Origin of the sequence: Kocuria sp. p3-SID1428 (assembly GCF_025149945.1) — a bacterium.
In the GTDB taxonomy this organism is placed as follows: domain Bacteria; phylum Actinomycetota; class Actinomycetes; order Actinomycetales; family Micrococcaceae; genus Kocuria.
Map to the genome: position 1 here is coordinate 1 of NZ_JALXVH010000038.1, position 25757 is coordinate 25757.

Genomic DNA, 25757 nt, shown 5'->3' on the forward strand with positions numbered 1-25757 from the left:
CCGCCTTCGTCATGCGTCCCGCTCCTTGTGGAGCGCCCTGCGGCAAGCGCCTCTCCACAGCATGCGCCCCGGTGGTGCGTGCTGCGCCGCCCGCGTCGAGTGGCCTCCGACGAGAATGCGGCCAGGGGGCGGGTGGACGGACTCCGACGTGGGGGGCTGATGCCGATAGGGTCGGGCCCATGTACTGGCATTCGTCTCAGCGGCTCGGCGTCCGCACGGTGTTCACCGACAGGAATCTGGGCAACCTGGCCCTGCACGTCCCCGACGACGCCCACGCCGTGCGCGCCCGTCGTGACCGCGCGGCCCTCGACCTCGGGGTGGATCCCGACACCGTGCTGTACCTGGACCAGGTCCACGGCACCCACGTGGTCGACGCGGATGCGGCAGGCCCCGGTGAGGTCTGCACCGGCGACGCCGCGGTCTCGGCGACCGGGCGCCCGCTGGCCGTCATGGTCGCCGACTGCGTCCCGGTCGTGCTGATCGGCGAGCTCCGCCACGGCGGTGCGGTGTCGATGCCGCTGACCGCAGTGGCCCACGCGGGCCGCCGCGGCCTGCTCGACGGCGTCCTTCCGGCTGTCGTCGAGGCCATGCGGGTGCGCGGAGCCGAACGCATCAGCGCGCAGATCGGGCCGTGCGTGTGCGCCGAGTGCTATGAGGTGCCCGAGCCGATGGCCGGGGAGTCCGAGGAGAGCCTGCCCGGCATCCGCACGACGACCCGCTGGGGCAGCCCTGGGCTCGACCTGCCCGGCGCCGCCGCACGCCAGCTCAGGCAGCTGGATGTTCAGGTCGAGGTCGTGACGGAGCAGACCCCGCGCTGCACGCTGGAGAACGAGGCCCTGTCCTCCCACCGCCGCGACCCCTCCAGCGGACGGATCGCGGGGATCGTCGTCCCGCTGCCGTGAGCAGGCTGGGTGAGACCTCAGGGAGGTCCACCCCGGCGGGGACGTGGTGACGGGCACACAGCGCACTGTCGACCGGCACGGCTGACGTGCGGCGGCAGGGGAGTCGGGTAGCCTGACGGTCGACCTCCCTGCCGCCGATCCCTCGGATCGAGCGGTGCCGGGCCGGATCCCCGGGGCGCCTGCCGCGCCCCGCAGATGCGGTCCGCCGGGACGGTCGGAGTCGAAGACCATCACCTGCACCGCGGTGCAGTCAGAGCGAGGAGGGTCGCGCGTGAGCCAGTCGATGCGCCGAGCCATGATCCGTCTGGGCCTGGCCGAGCCGGAGGGCCACGACGAGGACTACGACCGCTCGCGCGCCCCGCAGCCGCGCGAGGATCGCCCCGCCCGGGACGACGGCCCCCGCCGTGCGCCCGAGGGGCGGGGATCCGACAGCCGCGCGGAGGCCGTCGGGCGCGACCCCCGCGACGGCGACTCCGCTGCGCAGCGCCGTGCCGCCGAGCAGCCGCGCCCCCGTGCCGTGCGCGAGCCTGGTCGAGACTCCGAGTACCGAGCCCCCGTCACGCCGATCAAGCGTGCCCCCTCGACATCCCGAGAGGATGCAGACGACATGCGGACCATCACGACCGTCCACCCGCGCTCCTACAACGACGCCAAGTCGGTGGGCGAGTCCTTCCGCGACGGCACGCCCGTCATCATGGACCTGAGCGACCTCGCCGAGACCGAGGCCAAGCGCCTCGTGGACTTCGCAGCCGGGCTGGTCTACGCCCTCCACGGCTCGATCGAGCGTGTGACCACCACCGTGTTCCTGCTCACCCCGTCCTACGTCGAAGTCGTCGACTCCTCGGTCGCCGCGGACGAGGACCTCGACGCCGCAGAGGCCTGAGCGCCATGACGATCGTCTACGCGATCCTCTATCTGCTCGTGCACGTCCTGATCCTGGTCGTGCTCGGCAGGTTCGCGGTGGAGATGATCCAGTCCTTCGCCCGCGGATGGCGCCCCCACGGCGCCTCGCTGGTGCTGGCTTCAAGCATCTACGCCGTGACCGATCCCATCCTCAATCCGCTGCGACGCCTGATCCCGCCGCTTCGCCTGGGCGGGATCGCCCTGGACCTCTCCTCGATGATCCTCATCTTCGCTCTGGTCATCCTCGAGAGCATCTGCATCTCCCTGCTGCTGTCGGTCTGAGGGCCCCGGGAGGGGGCTGTGCCGAGGCCCGCAGATGGGCGTGAGCTGAGGCTCATGTGACAGTTCAGCCACAATCACAACCGGGGACGAGCTCACCCGCGTCGGCGCCCTGCCGAGCATGTAGTGTGAGGCGTCGAAGGCCCCCAGCGTCGGGGTGCGCTGCGCTGAGGCATGACCTGCAGGGCTAGCAGGATCGGACTCGCGGATCTCGTTGTCTCGAGGCGTGTTCACTGGCTCGGGCGGCGGAACCCGACCCCATTGTTTTGAGGAGAAGCACATTCCATGGCTCTGACCCCGGAAGACGTCATCAACAAGCGATTCCAGCCGACCAAGTTCCGCGAGGGCTACGACCAGGATGAGGTCGATGACTTCCTGGACGAGATCGTCGTCGAGCTGCGTCGCCTGAACCAGGAGAACGCGGAGCTGCGCGATCGCCTGGATGGAGCGGGCTCCACCGAGGCCCCCGCTGCGGCCTCGGGCGCCGAGACCTCGAGCGCCGCCGCCGCCCAGAGCTCCGCCCCGGAGCAGGAGACCCTCGAGCGCGACAGCGCCCCGGTCGCCCAGGAGCCGGAGGCTCCTGTCGAGACCGCGGCTCCGTCCGAGAAGCCCCAGCCCGCAGCGGATGACTACACCGCTTCCGCCGAGAGCGCTGCCGGCGTGCTCGCCATGGCCCAGAAGCTGCACGACCAGTACGTCGACGAGGGCCGCGCCGAGCGCGATCGCCTGATCGATGAGGCCCGCACCCGCGCCGACGGCCTCGTCTCGGAGGCCGAGACCACCAAGACCGAGGTCCTCTCCTCCCTGGAGAAGGAGCGCCGCGATCTCGAGGTCGCCGTCTCGGATCTGCGCAGCTTCGAGTCGTCCTACCGCGAGCGTCTGGCCGAGTTCATCGGCGGGCAGCTCGAGGAGATCAAGACCGCTCCGTCGCTGGCCCCCGAGTCCTCCTCGGACGCCCGCTGATCCGAGCTGACGCCGCGCGCCTTCCCCGTCACCGGGTCGGTGCGCGGCGTCTGCTCGTCCTCGACCCCGTTCGGTCCGCACAGGACCGCCCTCGATCCGCCTCCCGCGAGAGAGCCCGGTGCACAGCCACATGTCCTCACCCGCCCCTGAGCAGCAGACCCGCAGCGCCGCCGCACGGAGACGGGGCCGGGGGGCTGTGCTGATCCTCGCGCTGCTGTGCGCCGTCGTGGTCTATGGGCTGGACCAGGGGACCAAGGCCCTCGTGGAGCGGACCATGACGCTGGGCCAGCAGATCCCCCTGATCGACGGCCTCCTGCAGTGGCACTACATCCTCAATCCCGGTGCGGCCTTCTCCATGGGGGAGCGCTTCACCTGGGTGTTCACAGCGATCATGGCGATCGTCTCGGTCGGCATCCTCGTCTACCTTCCGCGAGTGCGCTCGCTGGCCTGGGCACTGAGCCTGGGACTGGTGCTCGGCGGGGCCACCGGCAACCTCACGGACCGGCTGCTGCGCTGGCCTGGGTTCCCGAACGGGCACGTGGTCGACTTCATCCATGTCCAGGGCTTCGCGGTGTTCAACGTCGCCGATTCCGGCGTGGTCGTGGGCGTCATCCTGACGGCGGCGCTGATCCTCTTCGGCCGCGAGCCCGACGGCACCCGCTCCGGGCGCGATCGCCCCGGGACCGAGGGCACGGGATCCGCCGAAGCTCCCCGCACCGACTCAGCTCAGGATCGCGTCGTCGACCACGACTCCTCCGCCGGCGATGCCTCCAGTGAGGGGTCTGCCCGATGAGCGCGGCGTCTCAGTCCCCGCAGCGCGAGTCGCGTGAGCTGCAGGTGCCGGCGGAGCTGGCCGGCGCCAGGGCCGATGCGATCGTGGCCCAGCTCAGCGGACTGTCGCGCACCGCGACCGGAAGGCTCTTCGAGGCCGAAGAGGTCCGGCTCGGCGGCGCACCGATCGCCAAGTCGCGCAAGCTCGCCGAGGGTGCCGTCGTGCGCGTCCTCATGCCGGAGGAGATCGACCTGTCGGTGATCGTGCCGGAGACCGTCGACGGCTTCTCGGTCATCCACGCGGACGCGGACATCGTGGTGATCGACAAGCCGGCTGGGGTGGCCGCGCACCCGTCGCCGGGCTGGTCGGGCCCCACGGTCCTCAGCGCCCTGGCGGGAGCGGGGATCACCGTGTCCACGTCGGGGGCGGCCGAGCGGCAGGGCATCGTGCACCGCCTGGACGTGGGGACCTCGGGACTCATGGTCGTGGCGCGTTCCGAGCGGGCGTATGCCGCGCTCAAGCGCGCCTTCAAGGAGCGCACGGTCGAGAAGATCTACCACACGGTCGTGCAGGGCATGCCCGAGCCCATGAGGGGCACCATCGAGGCCCCCATCGCCCGGCACCCCGACTACGAGTGGCGCTTCGCGGTGATCGAGGGCGGGCGCGATTCCGTGACCCACTATGAGACGCTCGAGTCCTTCGGGCGCGCCACGCTGCTGGAAGTGCATCTGGAGACGGGGCGCACCCATCAGATCCGCGTGCACTTCTCCGCGCTGAAGCACCCCTGCGCCGGCGATCTGACCTACGGCGCCGACCCCGCGCTGTCGGCGGGGCTGGGCCTGACCCGGCAGTGGCTGCACGCTCACCGGCTCGGATTCGAGCACCCGGGGACGGGGGAGCGGGTCTCGTTCACCTCCGAGCCGCCGGCGGACCTGAGCTGGGCGCTGGAGACCCTGCGCGACGGCGGACCGCGCTGAGGCACCAGCGCCGAGTGCGCCCACGGCGGAACCGTCGTCCCGGTCAGCGGCGCGTGATCAGCGGCACCGGTGTCGACCCCCGACGCGTCGGAGGCTGCGGATAGGATCCTGGCGATGACTCAGGGCAAGGGATTCACGCATCTGCACGTGCACACCGAGTACTCCATGCTTGACGGCGCCGCCCGACTCGACGACCTGTTCGAGGCCTGCCACGCCCAGGGGATGGACTCGCTGGCCACGACCGACCACGGCTTCGTCTTCGGCGCCTACGACTTCTGGTCGCGGGCCAACAAGGCTGGGATCAAGCCGATCATCGGCGTGGAGGCGTACCTGACCCCCGGCACCGCACGTGCCGATCGCACGCGCGTGAAGTTCGCCGACGGCGGCCGCAACGACGTCTCCGGCGCCGGCTCCTACACCCACATGACCCTGCTGGCCGAGACCACCGAGGGCATGCAGAACCTGTTCCGGGCCTCGAGCTACGCCTCCCTGGAGGGCCAGCTCTACAAGCCCCGTATGGACCGGGATCTGCTCAACCGCTACGGCAAGGGCCTGATCGCCACGACCGGCTGCCCGTCCGGGGAGATCCAGACCCGTCTGCGGCTGGGTCAGTACAAGGAGGCGATCGACGCCGCCGCCGAGTTCCGGGACATCTTCGGCCCGGAGAACTTCTACTGCGAGATCATGGATCACGGTCTGGGCATCGAGAAGGACGTCCACCAGGACCTCATGAAGCTGGCCAAGGACCTCCAGCTGCCCCTGGTCGCCACGAACGACCTCCACTACACGAATGCCGAGGACGCCAAGGCGCACGCCGCCCTGCTGTGCGTGCAGTCCGGCTCCACGCTGGCCGACCCCAAGCGCTTCAAGTTCGATGCCGACGAGTTCTATCTCAAGTCGGCCGCGGAGATGCGGGATCTCTTCCGGGACTACCCGGAGGCCTGCGACAACACCCTGGAGATCGCCGAGCGCTGCCATGTCGAGTTCGACGAGACGGTGGGCAAGTTCATGCCCGTCTTCCCCGTCCCGGACGGCGAGACCGAGGAATCCTGGTTCGCCAAGGAGGTCGACAGCGGACTCGACTACCGCTTCCCGGACGGCGTGCCCTCGGAGGTGCGCGAGCAGGCCGAATACGAGAAGGGGATCATCCTGCAGATGGGCTTCCCCGGGTACTTCCTGGTGGTCGCCGACTTCATCACCTGGGCCAAGGCGCAGGGCATCCGCGTGGGGCCGGGGCGCGGCTCCGGCGCCGGCTCCATGGTCGCCTACGCCATGCGCATCACGGAGCTGAACCCCTTGGAGCACGGGTTGATCTTCGAGCGCTTCCTGAACCCCGAGCGCGTGTCCATGCCGGACTTCGACATCGACTTCGATGACCGCCGCCGCCCGGAGGTCATCCGCTACGTGACCGAGAAGTACGGCGACGAACGCGTGGCCATGATCGTCACCTACGGCACCATCAAGGCCAAGCAGGCGCTCAAGGACTCCTCGCGCGTGCTGGGATACCCGTTCTCCATGGGCGAGAAGCTCACCAAGGCCATGCCGCCGGACATCATGGGCAAGGGCATCTCACTGGCGGACGTCTACAACGAGGACGCCAAGCGCTACGACGAGGCCGCCGAGCTGCGCGAGGTCCTGCAGGAGGACCCGGAGTCGCAGAAGGTCTTCGAGACCGCCCAGGGTCTCGAGGGGCTCAAGCGGCAGTGGGGCGTGCACGCCGCCGGCGTGATCATGTCCTCGGATCCGCTGATCGACATCATCCCGCTCATGCGCCGCGAGCAGGACGGGCAGATCATCACCCAGTTCGACTACCCCACGTGCGAGGGTCTCGGGCTGATCAAGATGGACTTCCTGGGGCTGCGCAACCTCACGATCATCTCCGACGCCCTGGAGAACATCACCCGCAACCGCGACGGCTTCGTGCTGGACCTCGAGGGCCTGGCCCTGGACGACAAGGCCTCCTACGAGCTGCTGGCCCGCGGCGACACCCTGGGCGTGTTCCAGCTCGACGGCGGACCCATGCGCCAGCTGCTGAAGATGATGCGCCCGGATCAGTACGAGGACATCTCCGCTGTGCTGGCGCTGTACCGCCCCGGCCCCATGGGCGTGAATTCGCACATCAACTACGCCCTGCGCAAGACGGGCCAGCAGGAGATCACCCCCATCCACCCGGAGCTTGAGGAGCCCCTGGCGGAGATCCTGGACCTCACCTACGGCCTGATCGTCTACCAGGAGCAGGTCATGGCCGTGGCGCAGAAGGTGGCGGACTACACGCTGGGACAGGCGGATCTGCTGCGCCGGGCCATGGGCAAGAAGAAGAAGTCCGAGCTGGACAAGCAGAAGGACTTCTTCTTCGGCGGAATGGAGAAGAACGGGTACTCCCGGGAGGCTGCCGACACCCTGTGGCACGTCCTGGAGTCGTTCTCCGACTACGCGTTCAACAAGGCGCACACCGCCGCCTACGGGCTGGTGTCCTACTGGACCGCTTATCTCAAGGCGCACTATCCGGCCGAGTACATGGCCGCGCTGCTGACGTCGGTGGGCGATGACAAGGACAAGCTGGCGCTGTACCTCAATGAGTGCCGCCGCATGGGCATCACCGTGCTGCCGCCGGATGTCAACGAGTCCGTCGTGAACTTCACGCCCGTGGGGGAGGACATCCGCTTCGGCATGGCCGCCGTGCGCAACGTGGGCGCCAACGTGGTGGAGGCGATCGTGCGCGCTCGCACCTCGGAGGGCGCCTTCACGTCGTTCAACGACTTCCTCTCCAAGGTCGAGCTCGTGGTGTGCAATAAGCGAACGATCGAATCGCTCGTGAAGTCGGGGGCCTTCGATCAGCTCGGGCACACCCGCCGCTCGCTCGTGGATGTCCACGAGCAGGCCATCGACGACGTCGTGTCGCAGAAGAAGAACGAGGCCAAGGGCGAGTTCACCTTCGACATCTTCGCCATGGGCGGGGACACGTCCGAGTCGGAGGGCGAGGGACTGCAGGTCGAGGTCCCGGATCTTCCGGAGTGGGAGCGCAAAGACATGCTTTCCTTCGAACGCGAGATGCTCGGTCTCTACGTCTCCGATCACCCGCTGCGCGGACTGGACCAGGCGCTGGCCGAGCACTCGGACACCTCGGTGCAGCAGGTGCTCGCCGAGGACGGCGGCAAGCCGGACGGGGCGATGGTCACGCTCGCCGGCATGATCACCTCGGTCCAGCGCAGGATCGCCAAGTCCTCGGGCAACGCCTACGCCCGGATCGAGCTCGAGGACCGCACCGGTTCGATCGAGATCATGTTCTTCGGCAAGGTCTACGCCCCCATCGCCGGGGTGCTGGCCGAGGACCTGATCTGCTCGATCAAGGGCCGCGTGCAGAAGCGCGACGACGGCTCCGTGTCCATGTCGGCCATGGAGCTGACCCTGCCGGAGATCCATCCGGAGGGCCACGCCGGGCCGGTCACCATCACCGTGCCCGAGCGCAGGCTCAACGAGCAGACGGTCGGGGAGCTCGCCTCGGTGCTGCGCAGCCATCGCGGCGATTCGGAGGTCCGCCTGCGCGTGGGCACCCAGCGCGCCACGCAGGTCTGGCAGCTGCCCCCGCAGTACCGGGTGGAGGCCGGACCGGCGTTCTTCGGCGACCTCAAGGTCCTGCTGGGGCCCGCCTGCCTGGAGGGCTGAGTCCACGCGGACGGGACAGTGGGGTCCCGGGGGGCGAATCTGCCGGGGCCTAGAATGGGCGCCGTGAACGCGAATCCTGAGAACCCCGTGCCCTCCGTCGTCCCCGCCGCCTCGGGAGCCCCGGCCGCGTCGCATCATGGTCAGGACGGCAGCTCCGGTCCCGCGCTGCGCACGATCGACCTTCGTGGGCAGGAGCTGGACTGGGCGCAGCTGCGCGCCGTCGTGCCTCGGCAGACCGATGGCACCCGTCAGGACGCCGATGACACCGTCCGGGCAATCATCGCGGACGTGCGCGTGCGCGGTGCCCAGGCGCTGCGGGAGTACGCAGCGCGCTTCGACAAGGTCGAGCAGGATCGCCTCCGGGTGGCTCCCGAGCAGATCCAGCAGGCCGTGCGGGAGCTGGACCCGGCGGTGCGCGCGGGGCTTGAGTCGGCCATCGAGCGCTGCCGCGCCTTCGCTGCGGCCCAGCGGCCGGCCGATGCCGAGATCGAGGTGGCTCCCGGAGCCCGGCTGGTCCACCGGTGGACCCCGGTGCAGCGCGTGGGCCTCTACGTCCCCGGCGGGCTGGCCGTCTACCCGTCGTCGGTCGTGATGAACGTGGTGCCCGCCCAGGCCGCTGGCGTCGAGTCGGTCGTGCTGTGCACCCCGCCGCAGGCCGAGTTCGACGGCCTGCCGCACCCCACGATCCTGGCCGCTGCCGGGCTGCTCGGCGTGGACGAGGTCTGGGCGATCGGCGGGGCCCAGGCCCTGGCCGCCATGGCCCACGGCGTCATCGACGAGGGCGAGGACCGCCGCGACGTCCTGGAGCCCGTGCACACCATCACCGGGCCGGGCAACCTGTTCGTGGCGACCGCCAAGCGCCAGCTGCGCTCGGTCGTGGGCGTCGACGCCGAGGCCGGCACCACCGAGATCGCCGTGATCGCCGACGAGACCGCGCAGCCGCGCTACGTGGCCGCCGATCTGATCTCCCAGGCCGAGCACGACCCGCTGGCCGGGTCGGTGCTGATCACCCATAGCCCGCAGATCGCCCAGCAGGTGGCCGAGGCCATCGTGGAGCTGGCCGGCTCGGCGCGCCATGCAGAGCGCATCCGCACCGCGCTGGAGGGCGAGCAGTCCGGTGTGGTGCTCACCGACAGCCTCGAGGAATCGATCGCTGTGGCTGATGCCTACGCCGCCGAGCACCTCGAGATCCACACCGCCGAGCCGCGCGCAGTGGCAGCCCGGGTGCGCAATGCCGGGGCGATCTTCGTGGGTCCATACAGCCCGGTGCCGCTGGGGGACTACGCGGCCGGCTCCAACCACGTGCTGCCCACAGGGGGCTCGGCCGTGCACGCCCAGGGACTGTGCACCACGAGCTTCATGAAGGCCGTGCAGATCATCGAGTACGACCGGGACGCACTGCTGCACCTGGAGCCGGCGATCTCGGCGCTGGCCGAGGCGGAGGACCTGCCCAACCACGGCGTGGCCGTCACCGTGCGCGCGCAGGATTGCGCCGAGCCCGCCGCCGACACGGAGGGCTGAGCGTGCACTGCCCGTTCTGCCGCCATCCCGACTCCAAGGTCGTGGACTCGCGCACCACCGACGACGGCGCCGCGATCCGGCGCCGCCGCCAGTGCGCCGCGTGCAAGCGGAGATTCTCCACCATGGAGACCACCACCATCTCGGTGATCAAGCGCTCAGGCGTCACCGAGCCGTTCGAGCGCCAGAAGATCGTCTCCGGCGTGCGCAAGGCATGCCAGGGCCGGCCGGTGAACGAGGACGACCTGGCCAAGCTGGCTCAAGAGGTCGAGGAGTCGGTGCGGGCGGCCGGGATCGCCGAGATCGAGGCCGACGAGGTCGGGCTGGCCATCCTCAAGCCGCTGCGCCGCCTGGACGTGGTGGCCTATCTGCGCTTCGCCTCCGTGTACCAGGCCTTCAGCGACCTGGACGACTTCGAGAACGCGATCGAGGTGCTGCGCTCAGAGCGCGCCGCCCAGGCAATCGGCCAGCAGTACCTCGTGGATGACGGGGTGGCCGCCCCGCGGCGCTCCAAGCGGCGCACCTCCGCCGAGCGGCGCACCTCCGCGCAGCGACGACAGGCCGCCGAGTCGGCCGAGACAGAGGACAGTCCCGAGCAGGCGAGGCTGCTGTGACCGGAGCCTCCCGGCTGTGACCTGGGGCTTCGGGACGGATTCCGCCCCTGGCGATCGGCGCCTTGCCGGGGGTCGGAAACGGCCTATATAGTGAACGCACAAGGCCCGTCAGGGGTTGCGGAGGGGAAGCCGCGAAGCCTGACGGGCCTTTGCACTGCCCGGGGCCGATCGGAAGATTCCGCAGGCTGCCGGGCGAGACGGACTCAGGCTTCCGCGTGGCGGCGCTGATCCTCCTCGGCCCACAGGGCCGCGCCCACGATGCCGGCATTGTTGCGCAGCTGAGCCACCTCCACCGGCGTCTCGAGCTCGAGCAGCGGCAGGAACTTGTCCGACTTCTTGGACACGCCCCCGCCGACCACGAACAGGTCCGGGGAGAACAGCATCTGCACGTGCTCGAAGTAGGGCTGCAGGCGGTGGGTGGCCCACTTCTTGTAGGACAGCTCCTGACGCTCGCGCGCCACGGCAGAGGCACGGGTCTCGGCGTCGTGGCCGTCGAGCTCCAGGTGGCCGAGCTCGGCGTTGGGCACCAGGCGACCGTCCATGATCAGGGCCGCGCCGATGCCCGTGCCCAGCGTCAGCATGATGACAAGGCCCTCGACGCCCTTGCCGGCTCCGTAGCGGGCCTCGGCCAGGCCGGCGCCGTCGGCGTCGTTGAGGGCGGCGATCGGACGCCCCAGGGACTCGGCGAAGATCTCCGCGATGTTCGCCCCCACCCAGGACTCGTCGATGTTGGCGGCCAGCTTGGTCACGCCGTTCTTGACGATCGACGGCACGATCACCCCGATGGGGGAGCCGGGCTCCGGGGCGCCCTCGCGGTCCTGCAGCACGGCCACGATCTCACCGATGACCTTGCCCACGGCCTCCGGCGTGGCCGGCTGCGGGGTGGGGATGCGGTAGCGCTCACCGATCAGGTCCCCGGCCTCCAGATCGACGATGCCGCCCTTGATGCCGGTGCCGCCGACGTCGATGCCGATGAATCGCCGCAGGCTCGAGGCCGAGCCGGCGGACGGCGCAGGGGGAGTGGTGTCATCGTCGCGGACCGGCGAGTCCGTGGTGACGTCCTCGGCGGTGATCTTCTCCGCGGGCTTCGTGGAGTTCTTCTTGGCTGCCATGTCGGCTCCCTTCGATCGGCGGTGCAGGCTCAGGCGGCCGTGGGCAGCGTGAGGACATCCACGCCGTCGTCGGTGACCACCATGGTGTGCTCGAACTGGGCGGTGCGGCGCCGGTCGGCGGTCGTGATCGTCCAGTCGTCGTCCCACTGCTCCCACTGGATGGATCCGAGGGTGAGCATGGGCTCGATGGTGAAGATCATGCCCGCAACGATCTCTGTGGCATAGGAGGGCGCGGCATCGTAATGCGGGATGATCAGCCCGGTGTGGAACTCGTGGCCCACTCCGTGACCCGTGAAGTCGCGGACCACACCGTATCCGAAGCGCTGGGCGTACTTCTCGATCACCCGTCCGATGACGTTGATCTCACGGCCCGGGCGCACCGCCTTCATGGCGCGGTTCAGCGACTCCTGCGTGCGCTCCACGAGCAGGCGGGACTGCTCGTCGACCTCGCCCACCAGGAACATGGCGTTGGTGTCGCCGTGCATCCCGTCCTTGTATGCGGTGACGTCGAGGTTGATGATGTCGCCGTCCTCGAGGACGGTCGAATCAGGGATGCCGTGGCAGATGACCTCGTTGAGCGAGGTGCAGATCGACTTGGGGAAGCCGCGATAGCCCAGGCACGACGGGTACGCCCCGTGATCGCACATGTACTCGTGGGCGATCCGGTCCAGCTCATCGGTGGTCGTGCCCGGCACGCAGGCCTTCCCGGCCTCCTGCAGGGCGTCGGCGGCGATGGTGCCGGCCGCCCGCACGAGCTCGATCTCCTCCGGGGTGTAGACGTTCGAGCACCTGCCCTCGTCCGGCTCCTGCTTCCCCACGTACTCGGGCCGGACGATGCGCCCGGGCACCTGGCGCGACTTCCCGATGGCTCCGGGGCGCAGGCGCCCGATCGGGGCCGCACCGGGCTCGGCGGGGAGGTTGTGGGACGGGGTGGACACGGTGATCGGCGCTCCATTCTGGGCAGGGGTCCTCGACGTCGCTGCGTCGGGTCGTCTGCCCCCAGCCTAGTTCTCGCCGCCGACGTCGCAGCAGTGCTTTCTGCGCGGCGGCGCCGGTGGGGGATACTGGGCGGCGGAAGCGCTCGCGCAGCGAGCCGGACGCACGGCCCCGAGGGCCTGCGCCGCACGACGGCACCGGGAGGGCAGGTCGGATCATGGAGTACTGGTACAACCTCAGCAGCGGTCAGATCGAGCAGGGCCAGCAGTCGGACTACAGCCAGCTGCTGGGCCCCTACGCCACCGAGGACGAGGCGCGCAGGGCGCTGGAGACCGCGGCGGCCAAGTCGAAGGCCTGGGACGAGAAGGAGCGCGAGTTCCGCGACGACTGAGCCTCGCGCTTGCGCTGAGCCTCGACGGGGGCCCCGACGGCAGCCCAGCCGTCGGGGTCCTCGTCTCAGCGCCGTGGCGGGCCGCGCCCTCGAGCAGGAGTGCGAGGGTGCTGGCCGGCGGGCTCAGAAGGTGTGCTCGGGCCCCGGGAAGGCGCCGCCGCGGACGTCGTCGGCGTAGCGGCTCACGGCCGCGGTGATCGTGGAGCGCAGATCGGCGTACTGAGCCACGAACCGAGGAACGCGTCCGCCATTGAGCCCGAGCAGGTCCTGCCATACGAGCACTTGCCCGGTGGTCGCAGCACCTGCGCCGATGCCGACGGTCGGCACGTCCAGGGCGGCGTCGACCTCCTGCGCGGTCTGCGCCGGGACCATCTCGAGCAGCACGGAGAATGCACCGGCCTCCTGCAGCGCCAGGGCGTCGTCGAGGACGCGTCGGGCCGTCTCGCCGCGGCCCTGGACCCGGTAGCCGCCCAGGGCATGCTCGGACTGCGGGGTGAAGCCCACATGGCCCATCACCGGGATCCCGGCGCGCACCACGGCGCGCACGTGCTCGGCCAGGGCGACGTCCGCCTCGATCTTCACCGCATGGACCCCGCCCTCCTTGAGCAGCCGCACCGCCGAGCGCACGGCCTGCTGCGGAGACTCCTCGTAGGAGCCGAAGGGCAGATCGGCGATCACCAGGGCGCGATGGGTCGCGCGGGAGACCGCGGCCGAGAGCATGATCATCTGCTCGAGCGTCACAGGCAGCGTCGAGGACTGCCCGAAGACCGTGCTGCCGGCGGAGTCGCCGACCAGGAGGGTGTCGATCCCGGCGGAGTCGAAGACCCCGGCGATCATGGCGTCGTAGGCCGTGAGCATGGTGAAGCGCTCGCCGGAGTCCTTGGCCTCCTGCAGATGCCGTGTGCGCACCCGGGCCATGGCCTGCAGCCCCTGTGCGGAGGGCTGAGCGGCGGCCGCGGGCACCGCGGCGCTCGAGGGGTAGGGCGCCGAGTCCGGGCGAGCGGAGGCATGATCCGAGGAGGCTGCATCAGTCATGATGCCAGGGTACGCGTCGGACGCGGCGCGCCGGGTCGTCGTCCGAGCCTGCCGATAGGCTGGGACTCGGCACCGCACCGGGTCGTCATCGGCGACGACCCCTCGCCCTGGGGCGAGCACTCGAGCCATAAGGAGACCCCATGGACCGTCAGCAGGAGTTCGTGCTGCGCACCATCGAGGACCGCGACGTCCGCTTCGTGCGCATGTGGTTCACGGACGTGACGGGCACGCTGAAGTCGGTGGCGCTGGCCCCGGCGGAGGTCGAATCGGCCTTCGAGGAGGGGCTGGGCTTCGACGGCTCCTCGATCGAGGGCTTCTCGCGGGTCACCGAGTCGGACATGCTCCTGCAGCCGGATCCCTCGACCTTCCAGATCTTGCCGTGGCGCGGTGAGGACCAGCCCACTGCCCGCATGTTCTGCGACATCCTCACCCCGGACGGCGAGCCGTCCATGGCGGATCCCCGCGGCGTGCTCAAGCGCGTGCTGGCCAAGGCCACCGAGCAGGGCGTCACCTGCTACACCTCCCCGGAGATCGAGTTCTACCTGCTGGAGTCCTCGCGCCTGGACCCGGACACGGGGGAGCCCACCCCGGTGGACAGCGAGGGCTACTTCGATCACACCCCCGGCGGCGTGGTGCAGAACTTCCGCCGCGACGTGGTGCTCATGCTCGAGGAGGTCGGGATCTCGGTCGAGTTCTCCCACCATGAGGCCGGCCCGGGCCAGAACGAGATCGACCTGCGCTACGCGGATCCCCTGCAGACCGCGGACAACATCATGACCTTCCGCACGATCGTCAAGGAATCGGCGCTCAAGCACGACTCGTACGCGACCTTCATGCCCAAGCCCTTCGGCAGCCACCCCGGCTCGGGTATGCACACCCACTTCTCCCTGTTCGAAGGCGACACCAACGCGTTCTTCGAGGCGGGCGCGGAGTTCCAGCTCTCGCGAGTGGCCGGGCACTTCATCGCCGGCGTCCTGCGCTACGCCCCGGAGATGGCGATCCTCACCAACCAGTTCGTGAACTCGTACAAGCGCCTGTGGGGAGGCGACGAGGCCCCCTCCTACGTCTCCTGGGGCCACAACAACCGCTCGGCGCTGGTGCGCGTGCCGCTGTACAAGCCGGACAAGGTCCAGGCCGCGCGCATCGAGTACCGCGGTCTGGACTCGGCAGCCAATCCCTACCTGGCCTACGCCGGCGTGCTCGCAGCTGGGCTGAAGGGGATCGAGGAGGAGATGGAGCTGCCGGAGGTCGAGTCGGACGACCTGGGCGCCATGTCCAGCGCGGAGCGGCGCGTGGCCGGGCACGAGCCCATGCCCGGCTCCCTGCACGACGCCATCCGGATGGCCGAGGACTCCGAATTCATGGCCGAGCTGCTCGGCGAGCAGGTCTTCGGCCACATCATGCGCAACAAGCGCGCCGAGTGGGACTCCTACCGCACCGTGGTGACCCGCTACGAGCTCGAGACCAACCTCGGCCTGCTCTGAGAGGAAGTCCCGGCACATGAGCGAGGAACAGGACACTGCCACCGCCCTCCCCGAGGCGCTCGAGAAGCTGCCGGATCGGCGCCTGGTCAAGGCGGGCTTCGATGACCTGCGCACGGCTCGGCGCTGGTTGGGCTTCGATGAGCTGAAGGGCGTCGAGCTCGACCCGCTGCTCGGGCATCTCGAGCAGACCGGCTCCCCGGACGCCGCCGTGCGATGCCTGGTGCGCCTGATCGAGGCCGAGCCGCGTGCCGCAGCCCGCCTCCAGGACCAGCAGAAGGCGCAGACGCTGATCCGGCTGCTGGGCTGCTCGGAGGCCCTCGGCGGGTTCCTCGAGTCGCACCCGCAGCACCTGGACCTGCTGGATGATCCCCTGGATCCGCAGCCGGAGGAGATCTCGGCCGAGCAGCTGCGCTCGAGCCTCCTGCGCAGCGTGGGCGCCGACCCGGAGGCGGGCACGCCCGTCGCGCAGAGCAGCGGAGACGACGGCGCCGCGGCCCTGCGCGTCGAGTACCGCCGCCAGCTCATCCGCATCGCCCTGGGCGATGTGGGGGCCGCCGATCCGGTCGAGCACCTGCCGGCGGTCGGGCGGCAGCTCGCGGATCTGGCCGCAGCCGCGATCGAGGCCGGGCTGGCCGTCTCGCGCGCCGACATCCTGGAGGGCGAGGGCTCGGTCCACGCCGATCCGGAGGAGCTCGAGCGCATCCGGCTCAGCGTGATCGGCATGGGCAAGTGCGGGGCCCGGGAGCTGAACTACATCTCGGACGTGGACGTCGTCTACGTCCACGACATCGTGGACCCGTTCGGCGGCGAGGACGGCAGCGAGCCGATCGACGACGACCGCGCCGCCGTGCTGGCCACGGCGCTGGCCAGCGGGACCGCCAAGGCCGTGATGTCCAACGGCCTCGAGGCCCCGCTGTGGGAGCTGGACGCCAACCTGCGCCCGGAGGGCAAGGACGGGCCGCTGTCGCGCACGCTGGACTCGCACGTGCGCTACTACCGCAAGTGGGCCAAGTCCTGGGAGTTCCAGGCCCTGCTCAAGGCACGCCCCATCGCAGGGGATGCGCAGCTGGGGCAGCGCTATCTCGAGGCGATCTCGCCCATGGTGTGGGACTGCAGCCAGCGCGATGGCTTCGTGTCCTCGGTGCAGGCCATGCGCCGACGGGTCATGGACAACATCCCCTCGGACGAGCGGGATCGCCAGATCAAGCTCGGGCCCGGGGGACTGCGCGACGTCGAGTTCACGGTCCAGCTGCTGCAGCTGGTCCACGGTCGCGGCGACGAGACCGTGCACACCCAGGCCACCACGGACTCGCTGAGAGCGCTGGCCCAGGCCGGCTACATCGGTCGTGCCGATGCCGAGGAGTTCGGCGCGCAGTACCGCTGGCTGCGCCTCCTCGAGCACCGCATCCAGCTCTTCCGCATGCGTCGCACCCACCTGATGCCCACCTCCACGGCTGAGCTGGCCGTGATCGCCGCCAGCATGCGCCCGCCCGGGGCAGGCGCGCGCACCGGCGGCGACGACCTGATGGAGCGGTGGCAGAAGACCCGTCGGGCCGTGCGCGGCATGCACGAGCGGATCTTCTACCGTCCGCTGCTGGCCGCGATCACGAACACTTCCTTCGAGGGCGTGGAGCTGAACCAGGATCAGGTCCGAGACCGCCTCAAGGCACTGGGCTACCGCGATCCCAAGGCGGCGCACCGTCACCTCGGGGCACTGACCAAGGGCGTGAGCCGCAGGGCCAGCATCCTGCGCACGCTGCTGCCGGTGCTGCTCGAGTGGTTCGCCGAGGGCGTCGATCCGGACGCCGGGCTTCTCGGCTTCCGACGCGTGTCGGAGGAGGTGGGCACCTCGCCCTGGTATCTGCGGATGCTGCGCGACTCCAACACCGGCGCGCAGCGGCTGTGCCACGTGCTCTCCTCCTCGCGCTACATCTCGGACATGCTCGAGACGCTGCCGGAGGCCACCGCCTGGCTGGGCACGGACGCCGAGCTCAAGCCGCGCTCCTTCGCCACTCTGTGGGCCGAGACCCACGCGCAGATGGGCCGCCACCCGGATGCCGAGTCGGCCGTGCGCATGATCCGCCTGATGCGGCGACGGGAGTCGCTGCGCGTGGCGCTGGCCGACACCGCCGGGCTGATCGACGTCGAGCAGGTCGTCGCGGCGCTGTCGGACATCGACCGCGCCACGGTGCTCGGCGCCCTGTACTCCGCCGAGCGCGAGCTGCACCGCGAGCACGGCGCAGCGTGGACGGCCGACGTCCTCGTGGTCGCCATGGGGCGCCAGGGCGGTCGCGAGATCGGCTACGGCTCCGACGCCGATGTCCTCTACGTCTACGTCCCCTGCGAAGACGGCCACGACCACCCCGATCGCCACGAGCTGGGGCTGGTCTCTGGCTCCGACGCCGCCGAGGAGGCCCCGCCGCAGAAGCCGGGGGATCAGGCGAAGCGGGTGATCGAGCGGATGGTCCAGCTGCTCAAGCGGCCGTGCGATCCGCCCATCGTGGCCGAGCGCGTGCTGGAGATCGACAACGACCTGCGCCCCGAGGGCCGCTCCGGGCCCATGGTCCGCTCCCTGGAATCCTATGCCGAGTACTACAGCCGCTGGGCAGACACGTGGGAGTTCCAGGCGCTGACCCGGGCCCGTCCCATGGCGGGCTCGGACCTGCTCGCGGAGCGGTTCACGGAGCTGATCGACCCCTACCGCTACCCGGCGGAGCTCACCGAGCGCCAGCTCAACGAGATCCGGCGCATGAAGGCCCGCGTGGAGAATGAGCGCCTGCCGCGCGGCGCGGATCCCGCCCGGCACGTGAAGCTGGGCCGCGGAGGGCTCTCGGACGTCGAGTGGCTCGTGCAGACCATGCAGCTGCAGCACGCCCACCAGCACCCCGGGCTGCGCACCACCTCCACCCTGGGCGGGCTCGAGGCCGCGGTGCAGGCCGAGCTGATGGACTCCGAGGACGCGCACGCCCTGGCCAAGGCCTGGCGCCTGTGCACTGCCATCCGCAATGGCAACGTGCTGCGCACCGGGCGGACCTCTGATGTCCTGCCGTCTGCGGGACAGGATATGGAGGCCGTCGCTCGCTGGTGCGGCTATCCGCCGGGCAGCTCCGAGCTGCTCGAGGACGACTACCTGCGCACCACCCGTCAGGCCCGCGCCGTCTTCGAGCGGCTGTTCTACGGCCTCTGAGCAGACCGCACCCGATCGTCGGCGAGGGCCTGGCTCCGTCGGCCGTCGGGCCCGCGGGGTCCTCTGCAGCAGCTGATGCGCCGGCTCATTCGCAGAAAGCAACAGGGGCCGCGATCGCCTCGACGATCGCGGCCCCTGCCGTGGTGCTGCTGAGGGATCAGACCCCGTAGTAGAGCTTGAACTCGAGGGGGTGCGGGACGAGCGAGAGCGGCTTGAGCTCCATCTCGCGCTTGTACTCGATCCAGGAGGACAGAGTGTCCTCGGTGAAGACGTCGCCCTGCAGCAGGAACTCGTGATCCTCCTCGAGCGCGATCAGCGCCTCCTCGAGCGAGCCCGGGGCCTTCTTGATGTCCTTGGCCTCCTCGGGCGGCAGCTCGTAGAGGTCCTTGTCGATCGGATCCGCCGGCTCGATGCGGTTGCGGATGCCGTCCAGGCCGGCCATCAGCTGCGCGGCGAAGGCCAGGTACGGGTTGCAGGAGGGATCCGGGGCGCGGAACTCCAGGCGCTTGGCCTTGGGGCTGGTGCCGGTGATCGGGATGCGGATGCCGGCGGAGCGGTTGCCCTGCGAGTAGACCATGTTGACCGGGGCCTCGAAGCCCTTCACCAGGCGGCGGTAGGAGTTCACCGTGGGGTTGGTGAAGGCCAGCACCGCTGAGGAGTGCTCGAGCAGGCCGCCGATGTACCAGCGGGCAAGATCGGAGAGCCCGGCGTAGCCCTTCTCGTCGTAGAACAGCGGCTCGCCGTTCTTCCACAGCGACTGGTGGCAGTGCATGCCGGAGCCGTTGTCGTTGAAGACCGGCTTGGGCATGAACGTGGCGGTCTTGCCCCAGGCCTCAGCGGTGTTCTTCACGACGTACTTGAACTTCTGGAGGTCGTCGGCCGCATGCGTCAGGGTGTCGAAGCGGTAGTTGATCTCCGCCTGGCCGGAGGCGCCGACCTCGTGGTGGGCGCGCTCGACCTCCAGACCGACCTCGTCCAGGGTCACGGAGATGGCGTCGCGCAGATCCGCCTGCTTGTCCGTGGGGGAGACCGGGAAGTAGCCGCCCTTCACGGACGTCTTGTTGGCCAGGTTGCCGCCCTCCTCCCGGCGGCCCGAGTTCCACGGGGCCTCGTCGGAGTCCACGGCGTAGAAGGAGCCCTGCGGCTGGACGTCGTAGCGGACGTCCTCGAAGATGAAGAACTCGGCCTCGGGGGCGAAGTTCGCGGTGTCTGCGATGCCGGTGGAGCGCATGTAGGCCTCGGCGCGCTCGGCCACGCCGCGGGGATCGCGGTGGTAGGGCTCGCCGGTGCGGGGGTTGACGATCGAGCAGGTGACATTGAGCGTCTTCTCGATCCGGTACGGGTCCACGAACGCGGTGGCCACGTCCGGGATGAGCTGCATGTCGGACTCGGCGATGCCGGCGAAGCCGCGGATCGAGGAGCCGTCGAAGAGCTGCCCGTTCACGAAGAAGTCGTCGTCGACGGCCTTGGCGGGGAGGTTGAAGTGCTGCTGGACCCCCGGCATGTCGGTGAACCGGACGTCGACGAAGACGACATCCTCCTCCTTGATGAAAGCGAGGACCTCTTCTGCTGTCTTGAACACTGCGTACTCCTTCATGGTGTGGGGCGGCCGCCCTGCCAGCGGTCTTCCGCACGACGGGCCGAGCCCCTAGCGGATCGTCTTCGACCCTACGGAGGCGCCGTTGCCCAGCCGTGACCCTCGTGTTTCGCGGGTGTTTCGGATCTCATCCTATCGGCCGAGCCTCCGCGCACGCCCGAAGCGCGCAGGATCCGCCGGAGCCGCCGCGGCTACCCCGGTAGGCTGAGCGGATGACCGAGCACGACGACTCCCGCCGGATGAGCCCTCTTCCCGAGCACGCGGAGGGCTATCCGGGACAGGTTCTGGGGCGACCCCAGGACGGGCCCGGATCGATTCCCAGCCTGATCCGCCGCGTGGGAGGCCTGTGCATCGACTGGGGCATCGCGGTGGCGCTGGCCTGGGCGCTGCTGCCCTACGAGTGGGTTAACCTCGGCATCACCGGGATCTGGCTGGTGCTCACGATCCTGGCGGTGGGGTTCATGGGCCACTCGGTGGGCCACCTGGTCCTGGGGATGCAGGTCCAGACCCTCGATGGCCGCCCGATCGGCTTCGCCAGGGCGTTCGTGCGCACCGTGCTCCTCGCCCTGGTGATCCCGGCGCTGATCATGGATCGCGACCAGCGCGGGCTCAACGATCGACTGATCGGCACGGTGCTGGTGCGCATCCGCTGAGCACGACCACGCGAAGAGGCCCCGGACGTCGGTGACATCCGGGGCCTCTTCGCGCGTTCGGAGCGGGATCAGCGTCCGCGCAGCGCCTTGTGATCCGGGCGGGCGCGCATGGGGTCCACGCCCTTGGGGATCGGCAGCTGATCGGAGCGCAGGGTGGACAGGCGCTGGTGCACCGCCGAGACCTCCCGCTTGGTCAGCTTGTTCTCGAGCTTGCGGACGTGCTTGGAAACCTGGTTCAGCGGCACCTGATCCTCGCGCGGACCGGCGGCGATGATGTGGATGGGAACGTTGCGCACGCGCGGTCCCACGCGACGGCGCTCCTTCTCGGCGAGCTTGCGGGCGCGGCCGGTGGGGCCCTCGGTCACGAGCACCACACCGGGGCGGCCGATGGCGCGGAAGACCAGGTCGCGGTTGCGGGGGTCGACCTGCACCGGCTGCTCCTCGACGATCCAGCCGCGGCGCAGCGTGGACAGCGCGGCGCCCGTGGCACCGGGCTGATCCTCGATGCGGGCGAAGGCGGCCTTCTCGGCTCGTCGGGAGAGGAACCAGAAGCACAGCAGCACGGCGAAGGGAATGCCGATCAGCAGCCAGGTGATCCAGTTGTTGAGCAGCAGGCCCAGCAGCAGGAAGACCACCAGCACGCCCAGCGCGATCGCGATGAGCTTGAGGGTGATGTTCGGGTCCTGCTCCTTAGTGATCTGGAAGACCTGCTTGATCTGGGCGAAGGGCCCGGGACCGCGCTCGGACTTCCGCTTGGCCTTGGCCTCGCGCTTCTCCTGCTTGGCCTTGGCCTTGGCGGCCTTGGGATCGGCAGCGGTGGCGCCCTTGCTGCGGGAGGGAGTGCGATCAGACACGGATGGTTCCTCGTGGTCGAGATGGTGCGGGTGGCCGTCCGGTCATCGCGCTGGTGGGCGAGCGGCGGCGGAGCGGGGCCAGTCTAGCGGCTGAGGGAGGCAACAGGGCCCGCCGGACGCGACGGCCTCCGGCGGCCCCCCCCGAAGGACCCCGGTGCGCTGCAGGCACCGGGGGAGGGCTCAGCGGCCGAGCTTGGTGATCAGGGTCGAGGCCTCCTGTGCGGCCGAGCCCTCGTCGGTGATGTGCGAGAGGTGCTCGGGGATCTCACGGCCGAGCTTGTTCATGGCGCGCGCCCAGAGGCGCCCGGAGCGGTAGGAGGAGCGCACCATGGGTCCGGCCATGACGCTCAGGAAGCCGATCTCCTCGGCCATCCGGCCGTACTCCACGAACTGCTCGGGCTTGACCCAGCGGTCGATCGGGTGGAAGAGCTTGGACGGGCGCAGGTACTGCGTGAGCGTGATGATGTCGCAGCCGGAGTCGCGCAGGTCGCACAGCGCCTCGTAGATCTCCTCATCCGACTCGCCCATGCCCAGGATCAGGTTGGACTTGGTGATCAGGTCCTGGTCCTTGGCGAAGTTCAGGACCTCGAGGGAGCGCTCGTAGGTGAAGGCCGGGCGGATCTTCTTGAAGATGCGCGGCACGGTCTCCAGGTTGTGCGCGAAGACCTCAGGCTGGGCGTCGACGACCTCCTGCAGCGACTCGGGGCGGCCCTTGAAGTCGGGGATCAGGATCTCCATGCCCGTGCTCGGGGAGATCTCGTGCACGGCCCGGATGGTCTCGGCGTAGAGCCAGGACGCGCCGTCCGCCTGGTCGTCGCGGGCCACGCCGGTGACGGTCGCGTAGCGCAGGTCGAGGTCGCGGATGGACTCGGCGACCTTGCGCGGCTCCTCCGGATCCAGGGGCTCGGGACGGCCGGTGGAGATGTCGCAGAAGTCGCAGCGACGGGTGCACACCGACCCGCCGATGAGGAAGGAGGCCTCGCGGTCCTCCCAGCACTCGTAGATGTTGGGGCAGCCGGCCTCCTCGCACACGGTGTGCAGGCCCTGGCTGCGGGCCATGGACTTCAGCTTGGTGTATTCCGGGCCGGTGTGCGCGGTGTTCTTCAGCCAGTTCGGCTTCTTCTCGACGGGGACCTCGGCGTTGCGGGCCTCGACGCGCAGCAAGCGGCGGCCTTCGGGGGCGATGGTCATGGGCAATCTCCTCGTCTGTGGTCCAGGGTCCGGAACCGGTCAGTCTGTGGGTGCAGCCGGTCCGCACGGTGGTGCGGGCCGGGGCGTCTCAGGCCGCGCTGGGGGCGGGCCAGGGCAGGGGCACGGCGTCTGCGGGGATCTCGGAGACCTCGCACAGCTCGGCCTCGCGTGCAATCAGCTCGTCGATCACGAGGTCCTTGACCTCGGCCGGGGTGACGGTGCGACCGAGCTCGCGGCTGATCGTGGTCACGCCAGCGTCCGTGATTCCGCAGGGGATGATGCTGCGGAACGCCTCGAGATCGTTGCTGCAGTTGATCGCGATGCCGTGCATGGTGGTCCGCTTGGAGACCTGCACGCCGATCGCGGAGATCTTGCGGTCGCCGCCGCGCTCGTCGGCGGGGATCCAGGCTCCCGAGCGGCCCTCGACCGTGACGGCCTCCAGCCCCAGCCGGCGCAGCACGGACAGCACCAGCTGCTCCATGTCGCGCACGAACTTCACGACATCGATCGGGGTGGTCAGCTTCATGATCGGGTAGACCACGAGCATGCCTGGGCCGTGCCAGGTGATCTTCCCGCCGCGGCCGATCTCCACGACCTCGGTCCCATCCGTCGGGTACTCCTCCGCCGCGGCGCGTCGACCGGCCGTGTAGACCGGCTCGTGCTCGCACAGCAGGATCGTGTTGGCCCGCGTGCCCGCGACGACGTCGTCGTGCACCGTGCGCTGCAGCTGCAGGGCGGGTCGGTAGGGGACCAGGTCCGGAGCCATGCCGAGGGACTCGATGGAAAGGGACATGTCATCAGGGTACGCCCGCCGCCGCGATGTGGATAACTCGAGACGCCCTTTCGCCGAGAGCATGCTGGGCACATGGACGACAACCACACGGCGGCCACCCGGGACCACGACCCGTTCCGCGAGCTGCTGCTCTGCGAGGGCCCCTGGACGTCGACCGGCGGGCAGCGGCTCACGCACCGGCAGACCGGTGAGGCCTTCGGCCGACTCGCACTCGGCGACCCGCAGGAGGCTCCCCGATGGAACGCGCTCGTCGAGGCGCTGGCGGGGCTGGAGACCGCACGGCTGGTGATCCCGCGGGCGGTGATCGACGACGACTCCGCCGTGCTCTACAGCGCCCCCGACGACCTGGGTGAGTCCTTCGCCAGCCGGCTGGAGGATCCCGGGACGCTCGAGCAGGAGGAGACCGTGCACATGGCCGCGGATCTCGCCGCAGCGCTGCGGGAGCTGCACGCCCGCGGGGCCGTGCTCGAGCGTCTTCGACTGCAGGACGTTCTGCGCGCCGCAGATGGGGGCTGGGCGCTGGTCATCTCTCCCGCCTCGGGTGCACATGCTGCTGAGGGCCCGGAGCTGGAGGAGCGCAGCCGCGCCGACGTGGTCCTGCTCGCCTCGGCCGCGGTCACGGTGCTCACCGGTCGTCGGCCCAGCGCCTCGCGCAGTCGTCCTCCGCTGCGAAGCACCCACCCCCTGCTGGCGCCGCAGGCCGCCGAGGCGCTGGACCTCGTGCTCGAACGGGCAGGCCGGGCTCAGGGCCCGGACCGCGATGGGGGCCGGGAGTGCGCCGGGCCCGGGATGCTCACCGCCGCACAGCTCGAGGCCCTGCTGCACCAGGAGGGGCCGTCGGCGGCCGCTTGCGAGTCGGCGGAGACTGCGTGGGTGCACAGCGACGCAGCGGACGGGGGACCGACCGGCGCTGCCCCCGCGATCGAATCGGCCTCCCTGAGCGCACCGGCCTGGGAGCTGGAAGCGGACGAGACCCCGGCTGATCGCGATGGCCCGGACGCGGAGGCTGAGGCTTCTCCGCTCGACAGCAAGGGTCGTCACGAACCCCTGCAGCTGCTGCACCTGCGCGATACGGCGGTGGAGGAGCACCGCACCGCGTGGCGCGACGCTCGGTCAGCGCGGCCGCGCACTCGGCGGGTCGGAGCGAGCACGCGATCGTCGGGGTCGATGTCGGCTTCGGCGCCCGCGAGCCTCCAACGCCCGCGCCGTGTGCTCGCCGCGGCCGCAGCGATCGTGCTCGCGGCCGGCCTCGTGGCAGGGTGGCAGCGGCTCTCCGGGCCCGACGACCAAAGCACCAGCCCCGCGGGCGACGCCGAGCACGTCCCGGGCGGTGCCGGCGCGCAGGAGCTGGCCGCAGCAGACGGGGCGGTCACGGCGGAGGAGCCGACTGCCGACGACGCAGCGGCAGCGGACGCGGGGGAGTCGTCTTCGTCCGAGGCCCAGCTCATGCCGACGTCGGAGCCCACGCCGGCGTCTTCGCCCGGATCGTCATCCGCCGCGGCGGCGGTGAGCGCTCAGCGCAGCCCGGAGTACGCCTCGGCCGCCCTGATCGCCCAGCGCGGCGAGGCTCTGCGCAGGGGCGATCGGGATCAGCTGGAGTCCGTCTACCTTCCGGCGGCCCCCGACCTGGCCGATGATCTGCAGACCCTGGAGCAGGCGCAGGCTGAGGGTGCCTTCACCGACCTGCAGATGGTGCTGGTCGACGTCGTGCCCCTGGCAGCGGGAACGACCGCTGACGGCACCATGACCGGCGATGAGCGCCGCACCGCCTCGGTGAGAGGAACGGTGGAGGCCACCGGCACCGACCTGGATCCCGCCGGCGACGGCGAGGCCACGCTGCGCCAGGAGGTGTCGATCGAGCTCGAGGTCGGTCAGGACGGCGCGTGGCGCCTCATGGATGTCACCCCACTGTGAGCCCGAGATGACTGCG

The 25757-nt window shown here is 70.1% G+C and carries 21 protein-coding genes; 14 read left to right on the plus strand and 7 right to left on the minus strand.

Translation table 11 applies throughout. The features are described from left to right. Nucleotides 1-179: 179 nt before the first annotated feature. The 9 genes from M3E84_RS08970 (at nucleotide 180) to nrdR (ending at nucleotide 10594) form a co-directional block, all read left to right on the plus strand. Nucleotides 180-902, plus strand: a complete 723-nt coding sequence (locus tag M3E84_RS08970) for a polyphenol oxidase family protein (protein WP_259895853.1) — start codon at nucleotides 180-182, stop codon at nucleotides 900-902. A 271-nt stretch (nucleotides 903-1173) separates the two neighbouring features. Then, a complete protein-coding gene (locus M3E84_RS08975; RefSeq protein WP_259895854.1) occupies nucleotides 1174-1785 on the plus strand; it encodes a cell division protein SepF in 612 nt (203 codons plus the stop codon). 5 nt (nucleotides 1786-1790) lie between these two features. Continuing rightward, on the plus strand, nucleotides 1791-2087 hold the full coding sequence (locus M3E84_RS08980; RefSeq protein WP_259895855.1) for a YggT family protein: 297 nt from the start codon (nucleotides 1791-1793) through the stop codon (nucleotides 2085-2087). A gap of 282 nt (nucleotides 2088-2369) precedes the next feature. Continuing rightward, the gene (locus tag M3E84_RS08985; protein WP_259895856.1) at nucleotides 2370-3047 is read left to right on the plus strand and encodes a DivIVA domain-containing protein; all 678 of its coding nucleotides are present in this window, start codon (nucleotides 2370-2372) and stop codon (nucleotides 3045-3047) included. A 130-nt stretch (nucleotides 3048-3177) separates the two neighbouring features. Beyond that, nucleotides 3178-3840 carry a signal peptidase II gene (gene lspA / locus M3E84_RS08990; protein ID WP_259895857.1) on the plus strand — a complete coding sequence of 221 codons (663 nt, stop codon included), beginning with the start codon at nucleotides 3178-3180 and terminating at the stop codon, nucleotides 3838-3840. Then, nucleotides 3837-4796, plus strand: a complete 960-nt coding sequence (locus tag M3E84_RS08995) for an RluA family pseudouridine synthase (RefSeq protein ID WP_259895858.1) — start codon at nucleotides 3837-3839, stop codon at nucleotides 4794-4796. The genes lspA and M3E84_RS08995 overlap by 4 nt, the downstream gene beginning before the upstream one ends. A 114-nt stretch (nucleotides 4797-4910) precedes the next feature. Next, entirely contained in the window at nucleotides 4911-8462 is a 3552-nt protein-coding gene (dnaE, locus tag M3E84_RS09000; RefSeq protein ID WP_259895859.1) for a DNA polymerase III subunit alpha, read from the plus strand. 63 nt (nucleotides 8463-8525) lie between these two features. Then, entirely contained in the window at nucleotides 8526-9983 is a 1458-nt protein-coding gene (hisD, locus tag M3E84_RS09005; protein ID WP_259895860.1) for a histidinol dehydrogenase, read from the plus strand. A gap of 2 nt (nucleotides 9984-9985) precedes the next feature. Further along, a complete protein-coding gene (nrdR, locus tag M3E84_RS09010) occupies nucleotides 9986-10594 on the plus strand; it encodes a transcriptional regulator NrdR (protein WP_259895861.1) in 609 nt (202 codons plus the stop codon). A 203-nt stretch (nucleotides 10595-10797) separates the two neighbouring features. Here the strand turns inward: nrdR and ppgK are convergent, their stop codons facing one another. Both ppgK and map read right to left on the minus strand, forming a co-directional pair. After that, nucleotides 10798-11706, minus strand: coding sequence for a polyphosphate--glucose phosphotransferase (ppgK, locus tag M3E84_RS09015; protein ID WP_259895862.1), 909 nt, complete (start codon nucleotides 11704-11706; stop codon nucleotides 10798-10800). 29 nt (nucleotides 11707-11735) lie between these two features. Continuing rightward, nucleotides 11736-12644, minus strand: coding sequence for a type I methionyl aminopeptidase (map, locus tag M3E84_RS09020; RefSeq protein ID WP_259895863.1), 909 nt, complete (start codon nucleotides 12642-12644; stop codon nucleotides 11736-11738). 215 nt (nucleotides 12645-12859) lie between these two features. Here map and M3E84_RS09025 point away from each other — a divergent pair, with 215 nt between their 5' ends. Then, complete coding sequence (locus M3E84_RS09025) at nucleotides 12860-13033, plus strand: SPOR domain-containing protein (protein WP_259895864.1); 174 nt, start codon at nucleotides 12860-12862, stop codon at nucleotides 13031-13033. Nucleotides 13034-13156: 123 nt separating this feature from the next. Here M3E84_RS09025 and panB read toward each other — a convergent pair whose 3' ends face one another. Further along, nucleotides 13157-14068 carry a 3-methyl-2-oxobutanoate hydroxymethyltransferase gene (gene panB / locus M3E84_RS09030; RefSeq protein WP_259895865.1) on the minus strand — a complete coding sequence of 304 codons (912 nt, stop codon included), beginning with the start codon at nucleotides 14066-14068 and terminating at the stop codon, nucleotides 13157-13159. 140 nt (nucleotides 14069-14208) lie between these two features. Here panB and M3E84_RS09035 point away from each other — a divergent pair, with 140 nt between their 5' ends. Both M3E84_RS09035 and M3E84_RS09040 read left to right on the plus strand, forming a co-directional pair. Beyond that, nucleotides 14209-15552 (plus strand): glutamine synthetase family protein, encoded by a 1344-nt coding sequence (locus M3E84_RS09035; protein ID WP_259895866.1) that lies wholly within the window; start codon nucleotides 14209-14211, stop codon nucleotides 15550-15552. 16 nt (nucleotides 15553-15568) lie between these two features. Then, nucleotides 15569-18739 carry a bifunctional [glutamine synthetase] adenylyltransferase/[glutamine synthetase]-adenylyl-L-tyrosine phosphorylase gene (locus M3E84_RS09040; RefSeq protein ID WP_259895867.1) on the plus strand — a complete coding sequence of 1057 codons (3171 nt, stop codon included), beginning with the start codon at nucleotides 15569-15571 and terminating at the stop codon, nucleotides 18737-18739. A 157-nt stretch (nucleotides 18740-18896) separates the two neighbouring features. Here the strand turns inward: M3E84_RS09040 and glnA are convergent, their stop codons facing one another. Then, nucleotides 18897-20321 (minus strand): type I glutamate--ammonia ligase, encoded by a 1425-nt coding sequence (gene glnA, locus M3E84_RS09045; protein ID WP_259895868.1) that lies wholly within the window; start codon nucleotides 20319-20321, stop codon nucleotides 18897-18899. A gap of 227 nt (nucleotides 20322-20548) precedes the next feature. Between glnA and M3E84_RS09050 the strand changes: the two genes are divergently transcribed. Continuing rightward, a complete protein-coding gene (locus tag M3E84_RS09050; protein ID WP_259895869.1) occupies nucleotides 20549-20989 on the plus strand; it encodes an RDD family protein in 441 nt (146 codons plus the stop codon). Nucleotides 20990-21057: 68 nt separating this feature from the next. Here the strand turns inward: M3E84_RS09050 and M3E84_RS09055 are convergent, their stop codons facing one another. The 3 genes from M3E84_RS09055 to lipB form a co-directional block, all read right to left on the minus strand. Next, nucleotides 21058-21843, minus strand: a complete 786-nt coding sequence (locus M3E84_RS09055) for a DUF4191 domain-containing protein (protein ID WP_259895870.1) — start codon at nucleotides 21841-21843, stop codon at nucleotides 21058-21060. Nucleotides 21844-22023: 180 nt separating this feature from the next. Next, the gene (gene lipA, locus M3E84_RS09060) at nucleotides 22024-23034 is read right to left on the minus strand and encodes a lipoyl synthase (protein WP_259895871.1); all 1011 of its coding nucleotides are present in this window, start codon (nucleotides 23032-23034) and stop codon (nucleotides 22024-22026) included. Between the two features lie 88 nt (nucleotides 23035-23122). Further along, nucleotides 23123-23827, minus strand: a complete 705-nt coding sequence (gene lipB / locus M3E84_RS09065; RefSeq protein ID WP_259895872.1) for a lipoyl(octanoyl) transferase LipB — start codon at nucleotides 23825-23827, stop codon at nucleotides 23123-23125. Nucleotides 23828-23899: 72 nt separating this feature from the next. Here lipB and M3E84_RS09070 point away from each other — a divergent pair, with 72 nt between their 5' ends. Then, a complete protein-coding gene (locus M3E84_RS09070) occupies nucleotides 23900-25741 on the plus strand; it encodes a hypothetical protein (RefSeq protein WP_259895873.1) in 1842 nt (613 codons plus the stop codon). Nucleotides 25742-25757: the final 16 nt, after the last annotated feature.